The following is a 23,771-nucleotide window of genomic DNA, read 5'->3' on the forward strand; positions in this document are numbered from 1 at the left end:
GCTCGCCGCACAGTCCTTGCGGGAACCTGGTCCTGGTTGTGTTCTCGGCCGCTTCTGCGGTTGCTGCCGCGCATGTCCGGGCGGAGAGATGAGCCGCTTGCCAGGGTGCGGGTGGTTCGAGTACGCCGGGGCGGCGCCCCTGCACCCGTGTCCGGCACGCGGTTCGCCGGGGCGGGCTCCCACGGGACCTGTGGGAGCCCGCCCCGGCGACGGGTGACGCATGTGGGGCGTGCTGTTGCGCGGTGCGGCCGGTGCCGGAGGCGGCTGTCAGGTGACGGTGAGGGTTATGGGTTCGGCGAGTTTGGTGTATCCGTTGTTGTGGAGGTACCAGGCTGCGTAGTTGCCCGGGGCCAGGCCGGCGGTGGGGACTGCGACGTCGCCGCTGCGTTCGGGGGCGGGCTTCCAGGACAGCGATTCCTGGGCCGGGGGCACCACGCCGGCAGGGTAGATGCCGATCCAGTTGGTGGTGCTCATGGTGGCCGCCGGAGTCGAGTAGCGGAAGGTGACGCTCGCCGTCCCCTTGGGGATGGTGGCGGTCGTGGTGGAGATGGTGCTGACCGGCTCGGGAGCGGGCTCAGGGGCGGGTGCCGCAGGTACGGGGGCCGGGTCGAGCGCGACGGGCAGGGCCTCATCGGGGTCGAGGTTGTAGTAGGCGGCGAGGCGGTCGGTGATGGTGTCGGTGTAGGGGGTCAGGGCCGGGAATTGTGTGGTGATCGCGGTCTTGGCGGCGGCGGTGAGCGCGGTCAGGGATGCGGTGGCTCCGGTCAGGTGCGGTTCGAGTTGCCGCATGAGGTGGTAGTCGCTGGTGATGCCGACGTCGCCCATCGCCTTGGCCAGGGAGGGGGCCGTGGTGGTGGTGTCCTGGACGCGGCTGACGAAGGTGACGCGGTGCAGGATGCGCCAGCACGGCGGCTTGCGGTCGCTCTGCCGGGTCTGGCGCAGGGCGCGGGCGTCCGGGCCGGTGTTGCGGTCCAGCCAGGCGGGGTCGACGACCTTGCCGTAGAAGTCCTCGAAGTTGTCGGTGGAGCTGTCGAGGTAGAAGGTCATGAACCGGTAGGCGTCGACGCGGCCGGGCACCAGGACGGGGTTGTCGTCGATGTCGAAGACGGGCTTGTCGTCCTCGTCGTACTTCTGCAGGTCGCGGCCCGGTGCGGCGGCGACGTCCAGGCTGAAGGTGCGGGAGGCGTCCTTGGTCCTGGCGCGGGTGACGGCGTATCCGCCGCCGAGGGTGGCGCTGCCGGTGAGGCTGACGCCGACGGGGCCGGCCTCGATGTTGACGTAGCCGCCGACGCTGACGCTGCCGGAGACGCTGTAGTCGCCGGTGGTGACCTGGGTGACCTGGTCGGTGGTGGAGGTGGTCTCGGAGAACAGGCCGCCGGCGGCGGTCCATACGTAGGTGTTGGCCATGTGGCGGCGGGAGGCTTCCTTCGCGGCCTTGCGCGTGGCGGCCGGGTCGCCGTCGTCGCCGCCCAGGCCGGTGCCGGTGCCGCCCATCATGCCGCCCAGCACTCGGTCGGCCTGGGCGCGGACGGGGTTGGTGGAGGCGAAGGTGGCGCTCTCGGTGGACATCGACTCGTAGAAGCTCTGCAGTTGCTGCTCTTCACGCTGGATGCGGCGTTTGAGGGCGTAGGCCTCGCGCGGCCGGTAGTAGCTGTACTCGCCGCCGTCCCCCGCATTGGGGAACGCGGGGTCGGGGAACGGCTGCAGCGCGCCGGAGGTCCCGGTCGGGGCGAAGCCGACGGTGCCGTCGAGGGTGCCCTGCTTGGTGTAGTAGGGGTTGATCGGGAAGGCGATGATGTTCCAGTCGCGGGGGATGTCCGCGTTGGGGATCATGCGGTAGGCGACCAGGACGCCGGTGTGCGCCAGGCGCAGCGCGTACAGGTCGGCGGTGGCGGACTGCACGATCGCAAAGCCGGTGTTGGCCGGTGCCCAGCGGCGCCCCGCATCCGGGTTGACCTGCCCCGATTCGGCGTCCTCCTCCCATTGCCCGGTCAAGACGACGCCGCTGGTGCGAGTGGTCTCGCTGCTCTGGGAGACTTCCAGGTTGGTGGCCCAGTTGTTGTTGAACTTGATGGTGGCCTCGACGGTGAGGCCCACCTTGACCTTGACCACCGGTTTGGCGGTGCCGACACCGAGCGGCGCGGCGACGATGGAGGTGTCGTCGTTGACGGAGAAGTCGACCTTGGCGGTGCCGGACGCCTCCAGACTGCGTTTCTCGTCGTTGGAGATGGTGTTGGTGACCTTGTCGGCCTGGACGAAGGACACCGACGCCTTCTCGGCGTAGTCGCCGGCGGTGCCCCACACCATGTTCTCCGACGGCATCGGCGGGGCGCCTTCGAGGTAGCCGATCAGCTGCGGGTCGAACTGCGCCTGTCCGACCCAGGTGGTGGTCAGCTCTCCGGTCTTGAAGCCGGTGTGCAGTTCCCACCGGCCGTTGCGGACGAAGGCGTACGCGCGTTTCATGACGCCGAACGGGTGGCCGTCGGTGTCGGCCTGCAGGTCGCCGTACTCGGACGCGGCGGGCGTGTGGTCGATGCGGGTGTTGAAGCTGCTGGCGATACCGGTCAGCGCCGAGCGGACCTCCGCGGCGTCGACGGAGATCGGAGCCGAGGAGACGACGTTGCCGGGTGCTTTCGTCGACGGCTTCAGGTGGTTGCCGCGCGGCCCGAAGTCCTTCACCGTCGCGCCGGGTTCGGTCGAGGCGCCGTCGAAGGGGTAGTAGGCGACCAGGTCCGCGCTCTCGCCGCGCAGGCGGGTGAACATGTTGTCCAGGACCTGCTCGCGGGTCCGGCAGGTCGCCCACACCCGTACCTCGTCCAGTTCCCCGGCGAACCCTGCGGATAGGGCGCTGCCGTGCGAGCGGCCCGCGAGGGTGGCGGTGGCCTCGCCGCCGTACAACGTCGCCGTGGGTGTGCACGAGGCGGGCTGGGGGTCGCCGTCGAGGTAGAAGGTGGCGCGGTTGCCGTACGGGTCGGGGGTGCGGACGCGGCGGGCGCCGCGGAGTTTGGCGGGGAAGGCTTCGCAGGCGTCGGCGGTGACCGCGCCCTCTTGCTCCGGGAACGTCCACCATGCCGTCAGGCCTGGGGCGCTGGGGCTGATGGACGTGCCGATGAGCTTCTCCTCGCGGGCGACGTTCCAGATCCGCACCTCGGTCAGGGTGCCGCGCAGGCCGTGCGTGGTGCGGCCCTGGCGGTGGCGGCCCAGCTCGCAGTTCTCGTCGTTGCCGACCGGCGCGGCACCCTCGTGGACGTACGGTTTGGGGCCGACCGGCACGCCGTCGATGTACAGCCGGATGGCCACGCCGCCCTTCTCGTTGTGGCCGCCTTTGCGGGTCACCGCGACACGCGTGAGCGTTTTGGTCGCCAGCTTGGTCTGCGAGCGGACGACGACCGCGGCACCGTCCTTGCCGCCGCGTTCGAACGCGAACGCCAGTTGCCCGTCGGCCTCCACGTACAGCGCGTACGGCACCGACGTGCCCGCCGCGCCGCCGCCGACGACGCCCTTGCCGACCAGGCCGTGCACCACGCCAAGGGTCTCCAGGTACACGCTCGCCTCGATGGTCAGGTCCCCGAGCAGGTCCAGCCCGCCGGGGCCGCCCGCGTCCAGGTACCCGCCGCCGTCCATGGCCATGGCCCAGTGCTGCTCGAACGCCACGGCCACATGGCTCCAGTCACCGAAGGGGGCGCCGTCCGCGGTCGTGAACGTCTGCACGCCGACGGTAGCCATCGGGGCGTATCCGTTCAGTCCGGAGATGGCAGGCCGGTAGGGGCCGGTCAATGTTCCGTCGTGGCCGTGCCCGGACCGGTCGACCGTCGATCCGTCGCTGAACTGCCAGTACCCCAGCAGGCCTTCCTCCCGGCCGCGCAGCCGACGCCGCATCGTCTCTTTGATCTCGGCTGCGGTTCGCGCGGTGCCCCACACCCGCACCTCGTCCAGGCAGATGCGCGACCCCGCGGCGGTGCCGCACTTGAGGTAGCCGAGCCTGACGGGGGGCCTCGTGCCTTCGGTTTCGATGTACTCGGTGCCGCCGAACGTCCCCGAGGCGACGGCACCGCCGGTCTCGGAGGTGCAGGTCATCTCCACGCCGTCCCGGTACACCCGGCGCGCACCGGTGGACCTCTCGTGGACCATGGCCCAGTGGTGCCATTCCTGGGCGGGGACCGTCGCGGTCGTCACCGCGAAGGAGTAGTCCCGTTTCTCGGGGGTCCCGAAGTCGCCTCCGAAGGCGAGGCGGTTGTCCTCCAGGACGGCGATCTCCAGGGCGGTCCCCTTGGTCAGCAGCCCGTCCGTGCGGCCGGTGGCCTGCCGGTAGGCCCACATCTCGATGGTGAAGTCGGTTTCGGTCAGGTCGAGTTCGTTACCGCACTCGATCACGTTGTCCGTCTCCAGTGCGATGCCGCTGGACACCGAACTGGACCGCAGTGCCAGGCCGTAGGGGGTGTCCGGTCCGGCGGCGTGCAGCACGGTCCCGCCCGTGCCTGTGGCTCCGGTCGTGGGGTTGACCCAGGCCTCCAGCGTCAGGTCGCCCTCGGTGGCGAAGTCCGCGCCGTCGGCCGCGGTCAGGTACTGGGTGGTGCCGTCGAAGGACGGCGCGCGGCCCGGCGCGTGTCCGCGCCAGTGCGGCCCCACCCCGGCCACGGAGTCGGCCGCGGTCGCGTCGGCCACCGAGGCGGTGGCGTCGACGCGGGTGACCGCGACGATCTGCGACCCCGCCGATAGGTCCACCCCGGGGACGCTGCACGCGGCGTCGGCGTAGTCGTAGAGCACCGAGGACACCTGCGCGCCGACCGCGGCCGTCACCGCGCTCCCGGTCACCGAGACCGTGGTGGCGCCGGCCGGTGCGGCGGCGGCGACCGTGCGGATCCGGCCGTCCACCGACACCCGCTCGTCGGCTGCCAGGGACACCGTCAGCGGCGCGGCCAACTCCACTACCTGGTCCTTGACCGAGAGCACGGTGCCCAGCAGCGCACCGGATCCCAGGGTGCCGTTCAGCACGGCCGCCAGCGACGCGGCCGCGCGCGGCACGTGCCCGAACGTCTCGGTGCGCGTCCCGCGGGTGACCGTGACGGTGCAGCGGTCCGCGTCCGAGGCGGAGTCCGCGGAGACCTTCACCGTGAAGTCCGCGAGCCGGGTGACCAGGTCGCGGGCCACGAACTCCAGCCTCCCCGCCCCGACATCCACCCGCCTGGCCGCCCGCGCGACCAGCGTGGAGTAGTACGCGGAGAAGAACTGCCCGCTCCCGCCCCGGAAATACAGCACGACGTCGCCGGTGGAACTGTCCAGCACGAACGGTGCGTCCTCGGTCCACGCGAACGCCAGCAGCGCCCCGTACACCGTCAGGCCCTGCCGGTCGGTGGCCACCAGCGGCATCGCCACCACCGTGTCACCGCCTCCGCGGGTCCCCCCGGACACCGTCATCAGCGCGTCCTCGGCGGCCTCCAACGCCGCCTCCCGCACGCCCAGCCGCTCCCGCGCCGCCAAGGACGAGGACAGATAGGTCTGCGATGTGCGCAGATGTATGTTCCCCAGGATGTCGTACGGGCTGCTGGCCACGCGCGCGCTGAAGTACTCGACGTTCGACCGGTTCTGCTCGACGCGCCCGGCCAGGGTCCGATCCGCGTCCAGCGCGGTGCGGGCCGCGTCCACCGCCGCCTGCGCCGTCTTGATCGCGGCGAGGTCGCCGACCGTGCCCGGCTTGCCGGCCTCGGCCAGGGTGATCGAGGCCGGGACCGCGGCCAGGCGGCCGTCACGGGTCAGGGCGAAGTCCACCGCGGCGAGGTAACTGCGCGTCGCCACACCGCCCTTGGGCGCCGGGCCGCTCGTGCCGCACGCCAGCAGCAGCCGCGTCTGCCGCTTCTCGTGCCCCACCGCGGCGCCGTACCCGGTGGTGGCCGGCTCCTGCTGCGCGTACAACGCCGCCGCCGGAGCGGTCGACACCGTGCGCCCGGCGAACGCGAAGACGTCCCGCGACAGGCCCGGCCCGTCACCGGCCGGCGCGTCGGAGGCCACCCACACCGGAGAGTTCTTCGCCTCGCCGTCGCGCAGCGCCCGGGTGTGGTCGCCCACCACCGTGCCGGTGCCCTCGTCGAAGCGGTAGTACGCCGCCAACCCCGTCTCGATCCCCGCCAGCCGCAGGCCCCGGTCACCGAACTCGGCCTCCAGCCGTGCCCGGTTCCAGACCCGCAACTCGTCGATGTCGCCCGCGAACCCGGCCTGAGCCGCGTCCGCGACCAGCTTCGCGCCCACGGTCGCGGCCGACCCGGCGACCGGCACGGTCGTGACCGCCGCGGTGCCGGCCTTGGCGCCGCCCACGAACACCGTCGCCGTCTTGCCGTCGAAGACCGCCGCGACGTGCGTATAGGCGTTCAACGCCACGGCCGTACTCGAGACCGCGCGCGTCCCGCCCAGGTCCGCCACCACCTTTCGGGCGGAGTCCAGCCCGAATACCAGCGTCCCGGCCGATGACGCGCCCTCGATGTGCAGGATCGTGCCCGACGCCGCCGTCGGCTTGATCCACGCCTCGACCGTGAAGCCCTTGCCGGCAGCCGCTGCGGTACCGGTGGCGGCGGGCAGCAGCACGTGGGTCTTCTTCGCCGGGTCGAACCGCAGCGCGGTGCCCGCCCGGTCGGTGGACGCGGGCACCGGGACCAGCGGCTTCTTGGTGTGCGGGCAGGTCCCCGGCGCGCGTTCCAGCACCGACCCGGCGTACTTCGGGTCCGGGCTCGTGTACAGCTGCACCCCGGCGACATCGAACAAGCCGTCGGCGCCCTGCGCACAGTTGTACCCCTCCACGCGTCCCGTGGCCTGGTTCACCGCGAAGACCTGCCAGCGCGACACGCCCGCCACCGCGGTCGGCAGCAGCAGCACCGTGAACTCCCCATCCTTGACCGGGGCGATGAACGACAGCTTCGACGTCGCCTCGAAGAACGTGTTCCCCTCCATGTCCCGCGTGCCGAGCGTGTCGGTCTCCGACGCCCCGCGCGCCTTGGACCGCGAACGCTGGTACCGCACCTCGACCACCGGCTTCAGCACGGAGCCGACCAGCACGAACCGGTCGCACAGCAGCGACCCGTCCACCACCGCGACGGCGTCCGCGGTGCCGGTGCCCTTCGCGGTGGCCTTGTCCCCGGACACCGTGCCGCCCTCGGCGTGGAACACCATGTCCGCGTGCGCGGCGCTTAGGCCCTGCCGGAACACCAGGATGTACCGGCCGTCCGAGATGACCTGCAGGCCCGCCGCCGCGGTCAACCGCGCGGTCGACGACAGGAACGGGTCCGCCTCCTGCGCCGACAGCACCACCCCCGCCCCGGCCTCGACGCGGCCGCCGTTCTTCACCGACGGCATCCGCAACACCGCCCCCGACAGCGCGTCCCCCGCCGCGCCCGGGCCGGGCACGTCCACCAGCTCGTTCGGGAACGGCACCGGCGCCGGGTCCTCGTTCCAGTAGTGCGCGTCCAGCGGCCCGCGGTCCGCGGACGCCTGTTCCAGGTCCAACACGCTGTAGAAGACCCGCCGTTCGCCGTCCACCGCGAACGCCACCGTGGTGCCGCCGTGCCGTACCATCGTCGTCGACACGTACTCGCGGTCGCTGTAGACCCTCGCCAAGCTCTCGTCGTGCACCACGGAGAACCCCCTCACAGGTCGCACCCGCGCACCCCGCGCGGGGCCTGGAACCGTGCGTGAACCCGACACCGCACCGCCGCCCCCTGCAGGCGCACACGAAGCACAGGCGCCCGAAGCCGAGCGGCAGCAACGCGCCGCGGCAACCCGCGCAGAGACGGGCGCCCACGGTGAAGTCGGAAGAGAACGCAGTCCAACGGCTGCCGCACCCGTACGTCGACGGACGCGGGGCCCACAGCCCCACGACCCACTCCGGCCCGGAATCCGCGAGGGGACCCGTAAAGCCCTTACAGCACAAGGTGGTTCACCGCCGGACACTACCCCGGCGGCACACCCCGCTCCGCATCTTCACCGAACGCACACAACTCGAGGACGCACCGTCTGCGCCCCCACGACCCGTGGTACACGCCGCACCCCGCGGACAAGCTCACACCCTGTCCGAAACGCGGCTGTCGTCTTCGGTCGTGGGCTGGTGGACGCGTTCGGCGAGGTAGGCGTGCCAGTTGCTGCGGCTGCGGCGTGCCCACGCGGTCGCGGAGGTCAGCGAGAGCCCGGTGAGGTCGACGAGCACCGCCGTGGGCAGGTCGCCGGCGAGTGCTTCGACGGCCCCGTTGCGTCCCGCGCGGATCGCGACGCCGTGCTCGGCGTGTTCGCGGCTGACCTGTGACTGGCTCAAGTGCCGGGTCCCGGCGCGCCCGGGGAAGAGCCAGGCCGACGGGCGGACGGAGCCCGGCAGAGGCGACGGCGGCAGCGAGGGCGGGCCGAGGGCTTCGAGGACCAGCTCGGCGAGCCTGGGCGGCAGCAGGAGGGGCTTGCCCCCGATCGCGACGGTGACCTCGCCGCCGACGACGGCGACCTGTTCGCGGGTCAGGCGCAGCGAGCGGTGGACGGGATCCCGACCAGCAGGGCCAGGGCGCCGGTGATCCGGGCCGCGTGCGACATCGCCGTCTCCGTCAGGCAGGTGCGCAGTAGGGCGGCGCGGTCGCCGACGTCGTTGAACACCTGGGGGTCGCTGCGTCCGGTCTGCGGCATGGACATCTTCGGGGTGATCGTGCGGGCCACCAGGAAGCGCACGAAGGCGCGCAGCGAGTCGCTGTGGAACTTCGCGCGGCCTTCCAGGAAGCGGTCCAGGTCGGCCTGTCCCATCGCGGCCGGCGCGAGGTGCCGCCCGTCCAGCCAGGCCAGCAACTCGGAGGCGGTGGTCACCTGGCGGCGGATGTAGCCGGAGGCGTTCTTGGTGAACAGTCCGCCCGCCAGACGCCGGTGGCGCCGGTGGACCAGGTCCCAGTACGCGTACGGTCCGATGATCCGGGCGTGGTCTTCCGGGGGCCGGTGACGCGCGGTCGATGTTGATGAAGACGCTGCCGGTGGCGGCGCAGATGCGCATGCGCACGCTGCCGTGGTCGTCGTTGACGCTGAGCACGCACGCGGTCGGCGATTCCGGCTCCCGCACCAGAGACGGCATGAGCGTCTGGTACTGGTCGGCGAGCACGAAGGTCAGCACGGCGGCCGACGCGGCGTCCACACGCCGCATGCGCGCCCGTGCGGCGGTGAGTTCCGTCCGGTAGGCGGGGAAGGAAGCGCCGGGTGATCTCGCGGGCGTGCGCGACGGGGCCGCGGTGGGCGGCCATGCCGATCACAGCCGGGCAGCTGCGACGGTCGGGGTAGCTGCCCATGACGGTCAGGCGGGCCTCCGGGTCCCCGGGCTCGTCGTAGATGCCGATGGCCCTGGTGGTCGCGGCCGCCACTCCGGCGGCCGCGCAGCACATCACCTTGTCCGCCGACACCGGCACCGGACGCTGGGCCTTTGCCGAAATCGACGCCGTACGCGAAGGCGACCGGTGGCGCGTCCGCGGAACCCTGGAACTCGAACACGGCGGCGACGGCTGCGCGCACCTCAAAGTCGGCACACCCAGGCTCGGAACGCTGAGCGGCGGGGAGGGAGATCCAGTCCCGCCTTCGCCGCGAACAGCGCACCGACGCCTGGCGACGCCACCACGCCATCCGCATCGGTTGCGAAGCCACCATTTCAGAGCCCGTCCGCGCTCACGGCCTACGCCATTGCCGCTACCGCGGCCACGCCATGACCCACGTCCAACACGTCCTCACCGCCGCGGGAACGAACCTCGTCCGTCTCAGCGAATGCCTGCCGCGGGGGACCATCCCGCTGCGAACCCCGAAACCGACAACCTGGTTCCGACAGCTGTCGGACAGACAGCACACGCAGCATCGGCACTGAGCCCGGCCGCCAGGACCGCCATCCGGTGCAGGCGAGTGAAGTACTCGGTTGCGTACTCGTCGTCGGCGAGGGCCGGAAGGACCTTCACCAGGGCCTCGATGCGGTCCTGCAACACCCCACGCCGCCAACCATCCAGCGAACCTTTGTTGTTCAAGGCCGTGTGGATACAGCCTGCGACAAGCGTGTCCGTCAACGCCATGCACTCGCCCTCAGGCTCCCGAATACCGAAGCCCCGCGGAAACGCCATCTTCCTGAACTCGCCCCATAGCTGCGAAAGCAGCTCCAGCTTCGATTGATTCACGACGCCGACCCCACCACGCCTGCCGCCGGCACCGTGGGCGGCGCGCCGGAGAAAGGGACCGCGCGGCGTCCGGGCGGGAGCCGCCCGGCCCGCACCTCCCGCGCCGCTGCGGCCCACCACGATGCCGCTGACGCCCTGGACGCCTCCCTGGACCTCTTCCGCGCCGCGCTGCGCGACACCGATCCCGCGGACGTCCCTGTGCCAAGGGGTCGCGGTTCGGCCGCCGAACGGCGCCGTCGGCGCGCCGCGGCAAGCGCCGCGGGCATCCAGGAGGTCCTTGAAGCCCTCGCCGAAATCGAACAGCGAACCGCGCAGCGCGAACGGCTCAAGGCCGCCGCCCCCCACGAACGCGCCGCCCGCTCGCAGACCCGTGCCGCGCACGCCGACCAGCGCGTGATGCGCCGTGCCGCACGCGACCTGCTGCTCGCCGGCCCCATCCGCCCCGAGGATGGCGGAGCCCTGGGCACCGCGCTGTGCGCGTTGGTCTCCGCACTGGTCACCGCCGCACGGTGGAACGCCGCCGCCGGCCACCGCCAGCAGGCCGCCGCCAGCCAGGCCGCCGAACTCGCCTGGCGGGCCTACCAGGAATCATCGCCCGTCCGTCAACTCACCGCCGCCGCAAGCACTCTGCCCCCGGCTGTGCGCGCCCGGCACGCCGCTACTGCTACTACGGCCCTCCCCGAACATCTGCGCGGTGCCGTCACCCCCGCAGGCATCGCCCTCCTGGCCGGCACCCTCGCCGAAGCCGAACACGCAGGCCACCACCCGCAGTCCCTCATCATCCGGGCGGTCACCAGCCGAGAACTCGACACGGCGACCGACCCCGCCCACGTACTGACCTGGCGCATCCGCCGCCTCGCAGACCTACCCGCCCCCACACGCACCGCGCCCCGGACAGCAACCGGCCATGCACGCCGCACCAACCCGGCGCCGGCGGACGACGCCCACGGCCGCCCGAGACCGAGCAGGACCTGAACGCAGGCGCGTCGCAGACCCTTCACCCGTCCGGGACGCACCGCTCCTCACGCCGCGCATGGTGAGACACCGACGAAAGGTGCCTCTCAGCAGGGACGAAAGTCCTGCTGAGAGGCACCTTTCTTCATGTCCGCGTGATCTGACGGGCCGTGCCGCTCGTGCAGGGGTGTGCGTGGGCGTGCCGAGGCAACCTTGGCATGGGGAGAGGCCCCTGTGTTTCAGGTCGTGGTGGCGACGTAGCCGGTGGGGGACCAGGCGCCGAGGGGTTTGGTGCGGCGTCTTCGGGTGGGGCGTCTGCGGGGGCGTCGGTCGCTGGTGGCACGCAGGCCGGTGCGTGGACGGGCCCGGCGGGCCGGGGCGCGGACGAGTCGATGGGCGTGGACACCGCGAAATGAAGCCGCTGCGGAACCCCGGCCGATGTCGGGGAGGATCGTGTCGTGGACGGGTCAAGGGGCAAGGATTGCGCGGGAGTTGGTTGCTGCCGCGGAGGCGTGCCCGGTGCCGTCCTGGTTGGACAGGATGACGACGGTGTCGCCGCGCCCGAGGTAGACGTCCAGTTGCCCGCCATAGCCCGGGGTGCCGCCGTTGTGTCCGACGATGCGAGCTCCGTTGTGCGTCTCGTCGGTGAAGCCGTACGCGTAGCGCGGCGGCGGCCCGCTCGGTGCCGGACCGTTTCCGCCGGAGCCGCCTGCGCCGGCCGGACCGTTTCCGTCCGGGGCACCTCCGCCTGCGGGGCCGTTGGCGCCGGGACCGTTTCCGCCGGCCCCCCGTCCGGCGGCAGGGCTGCCCGGTCCCCCTTGGCCCCCTTGGCCGCGGTCGGGAAAGTCCCTTCCGGCCAGCAGGGTTTTGGTGGTCTCGGGCCCCAACAGCAAGTGTTCGCTGACGCCGCGGGCGAAATTGAACAGGTCGGTCACCGTCGAGTACGCGCCTCCCGACGGGTTGGCGAACTGCACGTCGCCGCTGATGTCGCGCAGCGTCGCGTCGGACGGCCGGACGTTTTCCGCGGACCCGGGAGGCAGCAGTTTGCCGTCCGGCCCGATCAGCGCGTAGCCGTGGGCCATGTTCGGGATTTCGGACGGCTTGTAGGGACGCACCTCGGTGTCCGGCATGCCTGCGGGGTCGAAGACCCGGCGGCGCATGTGGTCGGCGTACGGCTCCCCCGACACATGCTCGATGACCGCTCCGAGCGTGAGGAAACCCGAGTTGCTGTACCGGAACCGCGTCCCCGGCTCGAAGCCCAGCGGTTGCGCGGCGATCACCGACATCAGCCCGGCGATCGTCTGGGGCGCGTCGGCGCCGCCGGCCTCGAGGACATCGCCCATCCCCGACGTATGGGTGAGCAGATGATGGATCGTGACCTTGTCGGACAGCGCGGCGGGCAGCCCGGGGACGTGTTTGCCGACCGGGTCGTCGAAGGCCAGTTTGCGCGTCTCGGCGAGTCGCGCGATCGCCACTGCGGTGAGCGGCTTGCCGAGCGACGCGATGCAGAATTTCGTCGCCGCGTCGTTGAGGACACCGCGCTCGCGGTCCGCCATCCCGTAGCCGCGGGTCAGGATGGGCTTGCCGCCTCGGGCGACCAGTACGGCACCGGAGAACGACCCTTCCGCGGCCAGCCTTTCCAATTCGCGATGATAGGCGTCCCACTCGGCGGGGAGTTGGGGATTCCCACTGGGCGACGGCGTCGATCCGGCCGACCCGCCGGCCCGCTTCCCCTCGCTGCTGCAGCCCGCAATTGCGCCCGAGAAGGCGAGCATTCCCGTGACGAACGACCTTCGGCTGACCGGCATATGCTTCCCATCTGTCCTGGTCCTGCGGTGGTCATGGGGAACGTAGTTCGCCGGGATTCGCGGGGCCAACTGTTTAGCTCGCTGGTTGATCAGATGCGGAAGGGGTGGATCCATGCGGCTGCGTTTCGCGGACGGGGCGTCCGACCTGGTGGTTTTCGGTTGCTCGGCGGCGTACGAGGCGCTGCGCAGCCTGCATGTGCTGGGGAACGTCAAGAGCCATCCCCTCCACATTTCCTGGGTGCTGACCGCGCGAGCGCGAATGACCGACGAACTCAAAGGCGAATTCGACCGCTTCGCGTTCTGGTGTGCGCGCGGGCCACTGGGGTTCCCAAGGATCTGGTCGCCGACGGACGGCCGGTCATGGTCGGACGAAATCGCTGCGCTGCAGAAGGCGCCGATACGTGACTTCACCGAACCGCTCATATCCATGGCGCTCGCGCAAAATGGCAGAATGCGCCCGGCACCTGGCGAACTGACGTCCGAGCTGCAGCAGCAGGCGCTGAAGTCCGTGGCGGAGGCGCACCGCGCTTCACTGCCCGCGATGCACGAACTGATCGCCGAGCCGGAGCGGTTCCGCGGGCGTTTCGCCGAGTTCCTGGACGCCTATTGGCAGACGTGCATCGCACCGGACTGGCCCCGTCTGGAGCAGTATCTGCTGGCCGAGACCGGTCGCTGCCGGCACCTCGCCGAGCGGGGCGGCGTGCCGCGGATGCTGGCCGAAGCCCTCGCCCACGTCGACGTCACCCGAGACAGTGCCGGCACGGGGAGCGGCGAACTCGTCTCCCTGCCTTCGCCCGTGCGCCGGGGACCTCTGCCGATGGAGGTCACCCTTGGGCAAGGCGACCAACTTCTCTTCGTGCCCTCGCATTTCGCGTGGCCCAAGGTGTCCTTCGTCGTGCTGCGCGACCGTCAAGGGGATGCGGATCGCATGACAGTACACCTCACGTACGCCCTGGCCGAGATGCGTGCGCAGGCCCGCATCCCCGACCCGCCGGTCGACCTCCTCAAACTACTGCGCGCTGCAGGTGACCCGACCCGGATGAAGATCCTGCGACTGCTCCGGATACGTGCCCGCTCGACGCGCGAAGTCGCCGGTCTGCTCGACCTCACCGAAGCCGCGATCTCCAAACACCTGAAGCTGCTGGCCGACGCAGGCTGGGTGGACCAGGAACGGCACAGCTACTACGTCTACTACCGGGTGGCTCCCCACGCCCGCGACAACCTCGTACACGGTCTCGACCAGTTGCTCGGCTGATGCTCGATTCGCCGCGGGCAGTACACGAACCGACGTCACAGAAGGCGGGTTAGGACCTGAGATCCCCAGGCGCGTACGGCTCAACGACCCGATTGCGTCCGAGGGGAGGACGGTGGACCTGGTGCCCGACCGGGAGGCCGCGACGTTCGCGGCCTGGCTGATCGAGCACCCCGGCGCGGAGGTGATCTGCCGAGCCCGCGCCAGCGCCTACGGAGCCCGAGAAGGTGCGCCCGGCGCCTTGCAGGTCGCCGACCGATGGCACCTGTGGCACGTGTGCCGTGAGGCGCTGATCGATCGAGTGAAGGTGAGAGACCTTCGCCGCTGTCCTGTCGCAGCACGGCGGTGAAGCTGGGGGCAGCCTGAGCCGGGAGGTGCCGGGGAGGGTGGCAAGCGGCCCTGACAAAGCCGGGACGTGTCAGTACTGCCAGATGGTGCGGGTCCTTCCACGCACCCCGGACCACCACGACCCCACCCCGGTTCGCCTGGTCCCCGAAGACGCCGCAACCCGCGGCGCCGCCTGACGGTCCTCCCGCCCCGGCCGTCGAAGGCCGTCCGGTGCCGCGCACCGTACCGTCACCGCCCTCGCGCGAAGCCCCGAATTCCGGGCTCCACAGGAGCACGAAGACGTCGAGCAGGGGTTGGTCGACCAGTTCCTGCTTGCCTGGGTCGGCGCCGGAATGGCGGACAGCTCCATCGCCGACGACCGGCGGGCGATCCACGAGTTCGTACGGAAGGAGTCGACGGTGTCCATCGGGTTCTTCCAGTCCTTCACCGGTCAGATCCTGCGCATCCAGTGGCCGTCCGTGGCCCATGCGGTAAAGCGGCGGGCGGTGAGGGCCGAATTGTCGTCGAAGGTGCCGCCGACGAGGATGTGGCGGAGGCCGGCGACCACCGGGTCGAGGCGGCGGACGATGTGGTCGGGCTGGCGCTTCAGGTCGTCCTGGAGGGCCGCCACGACGGAGATCTGGTCGGCGAGGCCGCACAGGGACATGAAGAAGACCGTCTGGCGCCATGCGTAGGCGGCGTCCTTGATCGTACCGAGCGGGCGCGGGTTGTTGTGCACCTGGCCGACGAGGCGGCTGGTGCCGCTGAAGGCGGCGCGCGCGAGACCGTCCCAGCCTTCGGCGGGGGAGACGCCGATCGGGTGTACGAGGGCGGCCAGGTTGTGCGTGGTCAGGATCTGCGCCTGCTCGATCACCATGCCGTTCGCGGCCACCCAGGAGCCGCCCCGCGTGTTGCCCGCGCGGTCGCGGCACAGTGCGGCGAACGTCGGGGCCGTCGGCGACTTGGGTGCGCGGCGGCGGGCCTTCGGGCCCGTTGCGGGGGTCTGCGGTGCGGGCAGGGCGCGTACGGCCGCGTAGTCGATGGCGAAGTAGCGTGCGTAAAGAGACCCTTCGAGGAGGTCGGCGGCGAGCACGGCGGCCCGGCGGAACTTGTCGGAGAACGTGCCCATGAAGATGTCGGCGGCCAGTTCCTCGGTGAGCGGCACGTCGAGCTGCGCCTGCCTGGCAAGGGCGCCGAGTTCCTGAATCATCGGGTTCGGCAGGATCGTCGCCGGGAAAGCGCGCAGCGTCAGCCCGGCCATCTCGGTCAGCGCCGCCTGCGCGAGACCCGCGGTGTCCCGGGCCGGACGACGGTAGCGCGCGACCGCCTCGACCCACGGCAACTCGTGGATCCCGACCTGGCTTTCCAGGTTCAGGAGCAGAAGTGAACGCCGGTTCGCGAAGGCCCGGTACGAGGCGGCGACGAGCGTACGCAGCGCGTCGTCGTGGTACGCGAGCGCCGACGTCGCCGCCACCAACTGCGGTGCCAGCCCCGCCAACACCTCTGCGGACGGCACCACGCCGCGCTCCACCAACGTGGCCACCGGCGCGCTCAGCACCCTCTCAACCACTCGGCGCAGCGCGTCCGGGATCTCGGTGCCGACGCGCACACCGGGACGCATGGCCTCGGCCTCCGCCTCTGAGACGGGGGCCACCACCCAGCCGGTGTCTGGCAGACCGGCGTTGGGGGCGACCTCGGCGAGCCGTGTGAGCAGCAGCTTGGCCAGCTCGTACGAGCTCACCAACGCCGCGTCCGCTGCCTGCCGTTCCCGCAGCCGCGTGTGCTCGGGCGAACCCGGAGTGCCACGGCGGATGACCATCGCATCGACGGCGTGCTGCAGCAGCCCGCGTCGCCGTGGCGGCAACGGTCGTCCGGCGACGGCGAGTTCCAGCGCGGTGCGGAGAATCGCGATGTTCTGTTTGGGGTTGCGGTGCTTGCCGCACAGCCTGTGCTCCGAGGCCAGACGCCGGTAGCGGGCGAGGAGTTCCCGGCCGCGGTCCGGCCAGCCGTCGGGAGCGACGGCTCCGACGGTGCCCTCGGGGGAGACGGTCTCCAGCCAGTGTTCGAGGAGTTGGTCGGCGAACGGGTTCCAGACGGTCAGTGCCTCGTTCATCGCCATGACGCGCGCGTTCGGGCGGCGGACGCCCAGCGCGGTGCGTACGTCGGCCACGGTCTCGCGGTGCACCATCACGCCGTCCGGCATGGGCGCGTCGGTCGGCTGCGGCGTGAACCGGAGCCGGTCGGCGAACGGCCGGATCGTGTCGAGCAGCGTCAGAGCGCCGAGCCGGTCACCCGCGCGCAGCAACCAGGCGACGGTGGGCAGGGCGGCTTCTTCGGGGACCGTGACGTCGTACCGCCCGCCGTCGAGCAGCGCTTCGAGCTCGGCCAGGCCCGCGTCCGTGAGGTGGTAGTGGAACAGTGCCAGGCGGCTCGGGTTGCGCAGGCCGATGCGGGCGGCGGTGGCCGTCTCGTGCGGCAACAGCGGGCCGCCGGCCTCGGCGTCGCCGGTGGCGAACCCGCCGCGGACCACCTGCGGGGTCACCCACGCCGGGAGCCCGGCGACGGGCGTGCGCGATCCGACGGTCAGCGTTCCCGCGGACATGCCGTCCAGCACCTTCTGCCACGTGCGCAGGCGCTCCTCGGCGCGCTGTCGCGTCGCGGCATCCTCGTGGCCGAGGGCGGTGCGGAAGGCCTTGGCCAGCTGCCCGCCCGGGTAGCCGGTACCGATCTCAACGTGGTTGGTGTCCATAGCCGACGTGGCGGGTTCCGCCCCCGCGCCCTCCGGGTGTCAAGCCCGGTGCTCTGCTTGCTGAGCTACACGCCGTCGGTGGTGCGATGCCCCCGTGGGGGCGACCTGGCCGACGTGGCGGGTTCTGCCCCCGCGCCCTTCGGGTCCGGAGCCCGATGCTCTGCTGACTGAGCTACACGCCGTCGCTTCGCGTCCAGGCTAGGAAAGTCGCAGCGTGCCGGGCAACGGGATATCCCTCGACCTGGCGTGGCGTCAGTTCACGTCGACGTGGTCCACCAAGGCAAGGAGGTTGGTGAGCACGCGCACGCACGAGTCCAGGTCGGCCGCGGTCAGTTCGCCTCCGACCTGCCGCAGTACGTCGTGCTCGCGTGCCAGGACCGCGCCGACCGCCGCGCGTCCGGAGTCGGTCAGGCGGATCAGCGACGAACGCTGGTGAGCCGGATTCGGGACGCATTCGACGTACCCGAGGGCGGCGGCGTCGTTGACCGTCCGCTGGACGAACTGCCGGCTGACCGCGAGGGAGCGGCCGATCTGCGGGACGGTCAGGGGTGTGTCGTACGCCCGCAGCACCTCAAGCACGGTGCGGACTCCGACGGACAGCCCCTCGATGGTCTCGGAGGTCTCCACCTTGCGGTACGCGCGCCGGTAGAGCGGGCCTATGAGCGCGAACACCTCGGCGAGCCGGGCAGCGAGCTCGTCGGGCGGCAGCGGGGCGTCGATCTTGTCGGACTTCTGCTTGGTCACGAGACCAGGATGACACCTCGGTCCCCTAAATGACACCTGGGTTGTCATATACGTCGAGAGATGGCACCTTGGTTGTCATGATGCTCTCCTCGGAACTGAAGTGGTTCACCAGCGACGACGGCGAACTCGCCTACCGCGACGAAGGCGCGGGCCACCCGGTGGTCCTGCTGCACGCCGGGTATCTGACGCATGAGATGTGGGACGCCCAAGTGCCCGCGCTTGCTGCGGACCACCGCGTCATCGCCCCGGACGCGCGCGGCCACGGCGACTCGGCGAACGCGTCCAAGCCCTTCCGCCAGACCGACGATCTGGCCGCACTCCTCCGCCATCTCGACATCGGCCCGGCGGTGCTCGTCGGCATCTCGATGGGGGCCGGCATCGCGGTCGACACCGCGCTCGAACACCCGGAGCTCGCAGCCGGCCTGGTGATCAGCGGTGCGGGTACGTCGGAGCCGGAATACTCCGACCCCTGGACGCTGCAGATCTTCACCGACCAGGCGACGGCGATGGCGACCGGCGATGTTGAGGGCTGGCTGAGCGCCGCCCTGCGGAGCGCCCCTGGCCCGACCCGCGAGTTCGCCGACATGGACGCCGAACTGATGTGCAGAATCCGCGAGATGACGGTGCGTACGGTCTCGAAGCACACCATGGACGAGGACAACGTCACCGTTCCGGTCACCGACACGTGGTCGCGCGCGAGCAGGATCACCGTGCCGATCCTGGCCATCCACGGCGCGTTGGACAGCCCGGATCTGATCGGCATGGCCGAACGACTCGTGGACAACGCGCCGCACGGCAGATCCGCGACGATCGACGGCGTTGCGCACTACCCGAACATGGAACGCCCGGACGAATTCAACGCGCTCGTTCGGGAGTTCCTGCGAGACGTCTACGGGGCGGCTCCGCTGACATCATGAGCTCGGAGACATCGGGCACATCGAAACGAGGACACCGATGGTGGCTGCCCCGTGGATGAAGGCATACGCGGCCTGACCGTGGCAGACCAGCGCCACCGGGCCGCCGCCGCGCCGGCCGCCGTGGGTGTCGACGCCGGGCCAGCCGTACTCCGCGAACTCGCCGACGAGTCCTCGCCGGTGCCGTGGTACGTGGCGGGGCGCTGCTGGCCATCGGAGTGGCGCGTTCGACATGGTCTTCGAGGCCCTCGTCGCCGCGCGGACACCAGAAATGCGGCGACACATCGGCTCCGTGTTCTGCCACCACCGGGCCCCTGCACTTACGCGCTACATCGCGCAGCTGTCCCATCCGGCCCCCACGTCCGGCTCGCCGCCGTCAGCGCGATCCGAGAATGCGGGCAGGACGCACTGCCGGTCCAGGACCTGCTCGATGCGGTCGAGCTTGGCGTCGAAGTCCGGGTCGTTGGACTCCTTCCAGGTCTTCGTGCGCTGGAAGGTGATCCCGCGGCGGGCCGGCAGGCCGTGTAACGCCTCGCGGCCGAGGCGTATGACCCGGCCGTGGACTTTGCGGAGGTAGGCGGCGAGTTTGCGGACGGACCAGCGGGTGAACGGCTGGCCGAGGGCGGTCCCGCCCAGCGAGGGTCCTGGCTGGCCATCCCGGTCTCCTTGAACCGGTGGATGACGTCGCGGACGGTGTCCTCGTCGGCCTGGACGAGCCGGGCGATCACCGGGGCGGTGTTCCCGCCGGCGGACGCAAGCACGATCATCGCCCGCCGGAACCGGACCGCGCTCGTCGTCCCGCGACGCACGATCCGCTGCAGCCTGCGGCCCTCGTCCTCGGTCAGCCTGCGGACCTTGACCGGTTCTGCCACAGAACCCCCAAACACCGGTTGGATGTTGAAGACATCCAACCGGCGTCATGCATCCCGAAGCCACCCAGTAACCCGGTCAACGTTTCGGTCACAGCACTAGCGAACGCCGCTCCCGACAGCGGCCGCCGGCTTCTCTTCCAGAGGCCCGCAGCCGCAACCGATCCACGGGCCTACGCCGAGGAACAAAACCGTGTGGCGTGCGCGGCAACGGTAGCCGCACGAGTGCGTCGCGCAGTCGACCGGTGTCGATCCGACCGTGGTTGACCGCGTCGTAGAGCGCCCCGTGCCCGCGCCGGTGCTCCGGAGCAAGCGAAAGCCCGACCAGCGTCTTGACCGGCCCGTCCGCGCACAGCAGAGCGTCCGCCAGTTCGAACAGGGCGTCCGAGCGCCGGGTCAGACAGGCATGCAACTCGCCCCGGAAGTGCGACAGTTCCGCGAACGCTTCAACGCGTCCCTGCCTGTGCGGCAGACTCGTTGCCACGGCCTTCGCCCCGATCCGTCATGTGCCTCTTGGTCGAAGCACAGGATCGGGCGAAGGCCGCCCACGTCATATGTGATCGCCGAAAGCCCGGACACCCGCGCGGCAGGCTGCTACCGAGGTGCCCCGATCGCTATCCGACCAGGCGGCGGCGCCAGTCCACAGGGCTGACGGTGATCGCCCGACCAGGGTCGCGGTCCCACTCGACGGCCAGGCCGGCCGCCTCAAGTGCGGCCACAACCTCGTCGCCGACGGCTGCGGTGGCCTCGGACGAACCGTCGAACGCGCCGTAGAGCAGCGTCAATCCGTGGCCTGCCGCCGCCGAGTCCGTGCACTGGGCGTGGAAGTAGACGAAGCCACGGGCGCCGGGCCCGCTTTCGCCGACGATGTCGGAGTCACCGCAGGTGCGGCAGCAGGTGAAGTGCTCACGGGCGGTGATGCCGGCCTCCTGGAGGAGGGCAAACGCACGGGCAAGCCGTTCAGGGTCGGTCTCGCCCTGCCACGCGGCCTGCTCCGCAACGCGCTCCAGCCACATCCGGTCGGCCAGCGCCGCCCCCTGCTCACGCGAAACAGGCCGGCGATCCTCCGTGACCAGGTACTCCTCGGCGAGCTCCGCCAGTTCGGCGCGGGACGCGTAGCCACCGACCAGCACCTCGCGAACCCGCCTGTGCAACAGCTCGTACTCGCCTTCATCCAGGTCGAGCGGCGGCACCTCACACGAAGGCCCCATGTCCACCACCGACCAGGCCAGAGCGGCGTCCCAGCCGGACTCTTGGCGGGCCCAGCCGGTCATCGCCGCGATCACGGCCTCGGGACTGTCGACTGTCACCTGGAAGTGCCGGTCGGCGGCGCCGTCGCGGTGCTCCAGCGTGTAGTCCCCGCCGACCGCGTGCCAGACCTGGGCGAAGACATCCGGCAGGTCGGGTACCCGCTGGACCACCAGGAATCGATCACCGTCACCGCCGATTCGCCGGACCAACTCCGCCAAGTCCTCGGCGGACACACGGACGTACCGCCCCCCGCTCTCCGTCTCCACCACGATCTCGAGCATCCGCAGACTCTGACACAACCCCCTGACAGCGACGCTCCGGTCCGGAGGTTAAACGGCAAGGTGATGCGAATGGCGTTGTGCCGACGGCCCGTCACGCTAGTGACCGCAGGGGGCTCTCAGGCGGCTTGCCAGATGAAGAATCCTTCAAGCCCGTCTGGGCTGAGATACGCGTGGCCGGTGCCCTCAGCGAAGTAAAGGCAGTAGGCGTCGTCGGCATCTCCTTCCAGGCCCTCGAGTTGGAAGAAGAACCTCCAGGGGTGACCGACGAGCGCGAAGTTCGGGTACAGCGGTCGGCCGCCGAGCCAGTTGTGTGTCTCGTCGTCCGCATAGAGCTCCGGCTCTCCGCGTTCTCCGCGGGTCCAGGCCACGTACTGCTCGATGGCCTCCTCGTCGTGGGGTGCGAACGGCGCCAGGTCGACCAGCCACTCAACTGGGGTCTGTTCGTCGGTGTTCGTCCACAGTGTCGGTCCGGTGGTTCCCGGTGGGCCGATCAGCACGCCGGGACGTATGCGGCCGCCGGGCTGGATGATCACTGCGGCGTCGCCCGACTCCTTCTCAGGGCGGTCAAGTCCGCCCAGGCAGTTTCCGTCGTCTTCGAGGAAGAGATAGGCCATGCGCGCCGCCTCGCCGGGCGCGACCGGCACCGGGAACTGACCGATGAACAACAGCGGGGCGCCGCTGGTCGGGCTGACCGGCCACGCGGATTCGGCGAGCCACACCGGCGACCCGCCGAGCTTGGCGACGGCCTCGATCACCGGCCCCTCGGGGAGACGCAGCGTCATACGCATCCGCGGGGTGAATGCGGCATCTTCTGGTCCTACGGGACCATCGACGGGGACAGGCACCATGCCGGAACGATAACCATCTCGGCCGACAGCTTCGGAACGCGACCGTCACGTAATGCGCGCTACGGCCAAGTTCAAGAATCCTCAGCACGGTTGGCGCTGTCCACGAATCGTCTCGTGAACAAGGCCAAGATCCCGACGGTGGAGTCTGCGCCTCAGCGCGGTCACGGTCCGGGCGTGCTCGCGCAGCTGTGCGCCCCTCGTCGGTGATGGCTCGCGCGCCGTGGGCGGCTTCGATGATTGGTGCTGGTCAGTCGGCGCGAAGGTCGTCGCGGCGCAGGAGCCGCAGCACGTCGTGGTAGTCACTGAACACGTCGTCGGCCCCCGGTTCTTGGGCCTGACGAAGCAGCGACTGGACGACGTCGGCGCAGGGCTGCTCGCGCACGGTGAGCACGGCCGCGGCCTCGGCAGGCACCGTGTGGCCGAGGGCGGTCAGGCCGTCCAACTTGACCGTCCACCGCCCCTCGTCCAGCTGGACTGCGGCGAAGACCTCGTTCCGATCCTTCGCCGCCGTGTAGGCGGCGTTGAAGAGTTCCACCCCGCCGGACACGTCCGGAACCCAGCCACCCGCCGTTACTCCCCGGTTCTCCGCCATGCGGGCCATCCTGCCGCTCCGGCCCGGCCGTCACCGACCAATTGCGGGCGGTCCCAATCCCGTGAACTAAGAAGGGTGCTGCATACGTACGATCCGATCGGTTGCATGGTGTCGCAGACGAGCTCGGCAGGCGACGAGCGCCCGCAGGCGAGTGTGCCGATGGGAGGAACGTGAGCCACGAGGGCATCACCTGGGTTGAGGAGTATCCAGGTTTCAGTGAGGGGTACTGCATCGCCTTTGCCCGAGGGCTGTCGGCCCCCGAGCTGCTGGACCGCATGGGGTGCGACGTTCGTGCGGGTGTGATGCTGACGCCGGCGGAGGCCGCGCAGCGCATGCTTGATCCGGACGGCTTCATGCTCGGTTCCCAGCACGGGATCATCCGCGCGGGGGAACGCCAGGGATGGGCTTTCGCCATCGAGGAGTTCAGTGGTCAGGCGCTTGATGCCGACGTATTGGCTGCCGTGTCCGAGGGCACGGTGGCACTGGCCTTCTTCAGCAACGGATCTCTGCGCGTGTTCAGCTACGCCGAAGCCGGACGTCACCTGTGGATCTGGGAACCCGGCTACGTCGTCGATCCAGACCACATCCCCACTCAGCTGGTGCCCCCGTTGACCGCGGTAGGACTGACGGCCGCGGATGGGCAGGTCGTGGAATACCCGGATGCAGAACCAGAGTTCCAGGCGCACCTGGCCTTGAGCATGGCTTCGCGGCAGTTCGGCGTCGCGCTCACGCCGCAGGATGTCACCGGGTCGCTGCTGGCAGCACCGCGGCGAGCGGACGACGGCGGTGACCAGTAGCCCTGGCGACCTTCCCTTCACGGGATCTGCACCCAGCTGAGAGCCGGTTGGCGGTGAGCCTCGTGCCGAAGGGCGCAACAGCCGTTGCGCCGTCCATTGGCCCGCCGTGCAGTTCGACCCAGGCCCATGACCCGGTGCCGGCCTCGTCCGTGGGCTCCATGGCTCCAGCCTGCGCCGCCCCGTCTCGGCCCCGGGGCGGACTTCCGCGGACTCGCCCTGGGCCGC

Annotated in this window: 16 protein-coding genes, 2 tRNA genes and 3 pseudogenes; 7 read left to right on the forward strand and 14 right to left on the reverse strand. The window is 70.7% G+C overall.

The window, feature by feature from the left end; all coding sequences use genetic code 11:
- Positions 1 to 267: 267 nt before the first annotated feature.
- From AB0C36_RS30310 to AB0C36_RS30320, 3 genes are all read right to left on the reverse strand, one after another.
- A complete protein-coding gene (locus tag AB0C36_RS30310; RefSeq protein WP_358360224.1) occupies positions 268 to 7,638 on the reverse strand; it encodes a LamG-like jellyroll fold domain-containing protein in 7,371 nt (2,456 codons plus the stop codon).
- 409 nt (positions 7,639 to 8,047) lie between these two features.
- A complete protein-coding gene (locus AB0C36_RS30315) occupies positions 8,048 to 8,296 on the reverse strand; it encodes a hypothetical protein (protein WP_358360227.1) in 249 nt (82 codons plus the stop codon).
- 191 nt (positions 8,297 to 8,487) lie between these two features.
- On the reverse strand, positions 8,488 to 8,826 hold the full coding sequence (locus AB0C36_RS30320; RefSeq protein WP_358360230.1) for a hypothetical protein: 339 nt from the start codon (positions 8,824 to 8,826) through the stop codon (positions 8,488 to 8,490).
- Positions 8,827 to 8,966: 140 nt separating this feature from the next.
- On the opposite strand from AB0C36_RS30320, the gene AB0C36_RS30325 reads away from it, so the two are divergent.
- Both AB0C36_RS30325 and AB0C36_RS30330 read left to right on the forward strand, forming a co-directional pair.
- Positions 8,967 to 9,188 (forward strand): hypothetical protein, encoded by a 222-nt coding sequence (locus tag AB0C36_RS30325; protein WP_358360232.1) that lies wholly within the window; start codon positions 8,967 to 8,969, stop codon positions 9,186 to 9,188.
- A 377-nt stretch (positions 9,189 to 9,565) separates the two neighbouring features.
- Positions 9,566 to 9,859 carry a transposase gene (locus AB0C36_RS30330; protein ID WP_358360264.1) on the forward strand — a complete coding sequence of 98 codons (294 nt, stop codon included), beginning with the start codon at positions 9,566 to 9,568 and terminating at the stop codon, positions 9,857 to 9,859.
- Here the strand turns inward: AB0C36_RS30330 and AB0C36_RS30335 are convergent.
- Positions 9,756 to 10,541 (reverse strand): hypothetical protein, encoded by a 786-nt coding sequence (locus AB0C36_RS30335; RefSeq protein ID WP_358360235.1) that lies wholly within the window; start codon positions 10,539 to 10,541, stop codon positions 9,756 to 9,758. The two genes, AB0C36_RS30330 and AB0C36_RS30335, sit on opposite strands and share 104 nt — an antisense overlap.
- Positions 10,542 to 10,556: 15 nt before the next feature.
- Here AB0C36_RS30335 and AB0C36_RS30340 point away from each other — a divergent pair, with 15 nt between their 5' ends.
- Positions 10,557 to 11,135 (forward strand): hypothetical protein, encoded by a 579-nt coding sequence (locus tag AB0C36_RS30340; protein ID WP_358360237.1) that lies wholly within the window; start codon positions 10,557 to 10,559, stop codon positions 11,133 to 11,135.
- A gap of 446 nt (positions 11,136 to 11,581) precedes the next feature.
- Here AB0C36_RS30340 and AB0C36_RS30345 read toward each other — a convergent pair whose 3' ends face one another.
- Positions 11,582 to 13,036 carry a serine hydrolase domain-containing protein gene (locus AB0C36_RS30345; protein ID WP_358360239.1) on the reverse strand — a complete coding sequence of 485 codons (1,455 nt, stop codon included), beginning with the start codon at positions 13,034 to 13,036 and terminating at the stop codon, positions 11,582 to 11,584.
- On the opposite strand from AB0C36_RS30345, the gene AB0C36_RS30350 reads away from it, so the two are divergent.
- Complete coding sequence (locus AB0C36_RS30350) at positions 13,035 to 14,177, forward strand: ArsR/SmtB family transcription factor (protein WP_358360242.1); 1,143 nt, start codon at positions 13,035 to 13,037, stop codon at positions 14,175 to 14,177. The two genes, AB0C36_RS30345 and AB0C36_RS30350, sit on opposite strands and share 2 nt — an antisense overlap.
- Positions 14,178 to 14,283: 106 nt before the next feature.
- Positions 14,284 to 14,463: pseudogene (locus AB0C36_RS43280) on the forward strand (ISL3 family transposase); the annotation flags it as partial.
- A 489-nt stretch (positions 14,464 to 14,952) separates the two neighbouring features.
- Here AB0C36_RS43280 and AB0C36_RS30355 read toward each other — a convergent pair.
- From AB0C36_RS30355 to AB0C36_RS30370, 4 genes are all read right to left on the reverse strand, one after another.
- Entirely contained in the window at positions 14,953 to 17,250 is a 2,298-nt protein-coding gene (locus AB0C36_RS30355) for a hypothetical protein (RefSeq protein WP_358360245.1), read from the reverse strand.
- A 2-nt stretch (positions 17,251 to 17,252) separates the two neighbouring features.
- Positions 17,253 to 17,325, reverse strand: a tRNA-Ser gene (locus AB0C36_RS30360).
- A gap of 31 nt (positions 17,326 to 17,356) precedes the next feature.
- Positions 17,357 to 17,432 (reverse strand) — tRNA-Arg (locus AB0C36_RS30365).
- Between the two features lie 70 nt (positions 17,433 to 17,502).
- The gene (locus AB0C36_RS30370; RefSeq protein ID WP_358360247.1) at positions 17,503 to 17,994 is read right to left on the reverse strand and encodes a MarR family winged helix-turn-helix transcriptional regulator; all 492 of its coding nucleotides are present in this window, start codon (positions 17,992 to 17,994) and stop codon (positions 17,503 to 17,505) included.
- 77 nt (positions 17,995 to 18,071) lie between these two features.
- Between AB0C36_RS30370 and AB0C36_RS30375 the strand changes: the two genes are divergently transcribed.
- Positions 18,072 to 18,911: an alpha/beta fold hydrolase gene (locus AB0C36_RS30375; RefSeq protein ID WP_358360249.1), complete on the forward strand. Its 840-nt coding sequence runs from the start codon at positions 18,072 to 18,074 to the stop codon at positions 18,909 to 18,911.
- Between the two features lie 342 nt (positions 18,912 to 19,253).
- Here AB0C36_RS30375 and AB0C36_RS30380 read toward each other — a convergent pair.
- The 5 genes and pseudogenes from AB0C36_RS30380 to AB0C36_RS30400 form a co-directional block, all read right to left on the reverse strand.
- A pseudogene (locus tag AB0C36_RS30380) lies at positions 19,254 to 19,780 on the reverse strand (helix-turn-helix domain-containing protein); the annotation flags it as partial.
- Between the two features lie 187 nt (positions 19,781 to 19,967).
- A pseudogene (locus tag AB0C36_RS30385) lies at positions 19,968 to 20,261 on the reverse strand (transposase); the annotation flags it as partial.
- 130 nt (positions 20,262 to 20,391) lie between these two features.
- On the reverse strand, positions 20,392 to 21,309 hold the full coding sequence (locus AB0C36_RS30390) for a DUF6891 domain-containing protein (protein ID WP_358360252.1): 918 nt from the start codon (positions 21,307 to 21,309) through the stop codon (positions 20,392 to 20,394).
- A gap of 116 nt (positions 21,310 to 21,425) precedes the next feature.
- Complete coding sequence (locus tag AB0C36_RS30395) at positions 21,426 to 22,157, reverse strand: YwqG family protein (protein ID WP_358360254.1); 732 nt, start codon at positions 22,155 to 22,157, stop codon at positions 21,426 to 21,428.
- A gap of 247 nt (positions 22,158 to 22,404) precedes the next feature.
- Entirely contained in the window at positions 22,405 to 22,749 is a 345-nt protein-coding gene (locus AB0C36_RS30400) for a hypothetical protein (RefSeq protein ID WP_358360257.1), read from the reverse strand.
- A gap of 170 nt (positions 22,750 to 22,919) precedes the next feature.
- Here AB0C36_RS30400 and AB0C36_RS30405 point away from each other — a divergent pair, with 170 nt between their 5' ends.
- Positions 22,920 to 23,546 carry a DUF6461 domain-containing protein gene (locus tag AB0C36_RS30405; RefSeq protein WP_358360260.1) on the forward strand — a complete coding sequence of 209 codons (627 nt, stop codon included), beginning with the start codon at positions 22,920 to 22,922 and terminating at the stop codon, positions 23,544 to 23,546.
- Positions 23,547 to 23,771 lie beyond the last annotated feature (225 nt).

Origin of the sequence: Streptodolium elevatio (genome assembly GCF_040649515.1) — a bacterium.
Lineage (GTDB): Bacteria > Actinomycetota > Actinomycetes > Streptomycetales > Streptomycetaceae > Yinghuangia > Yinghuangia elevatio.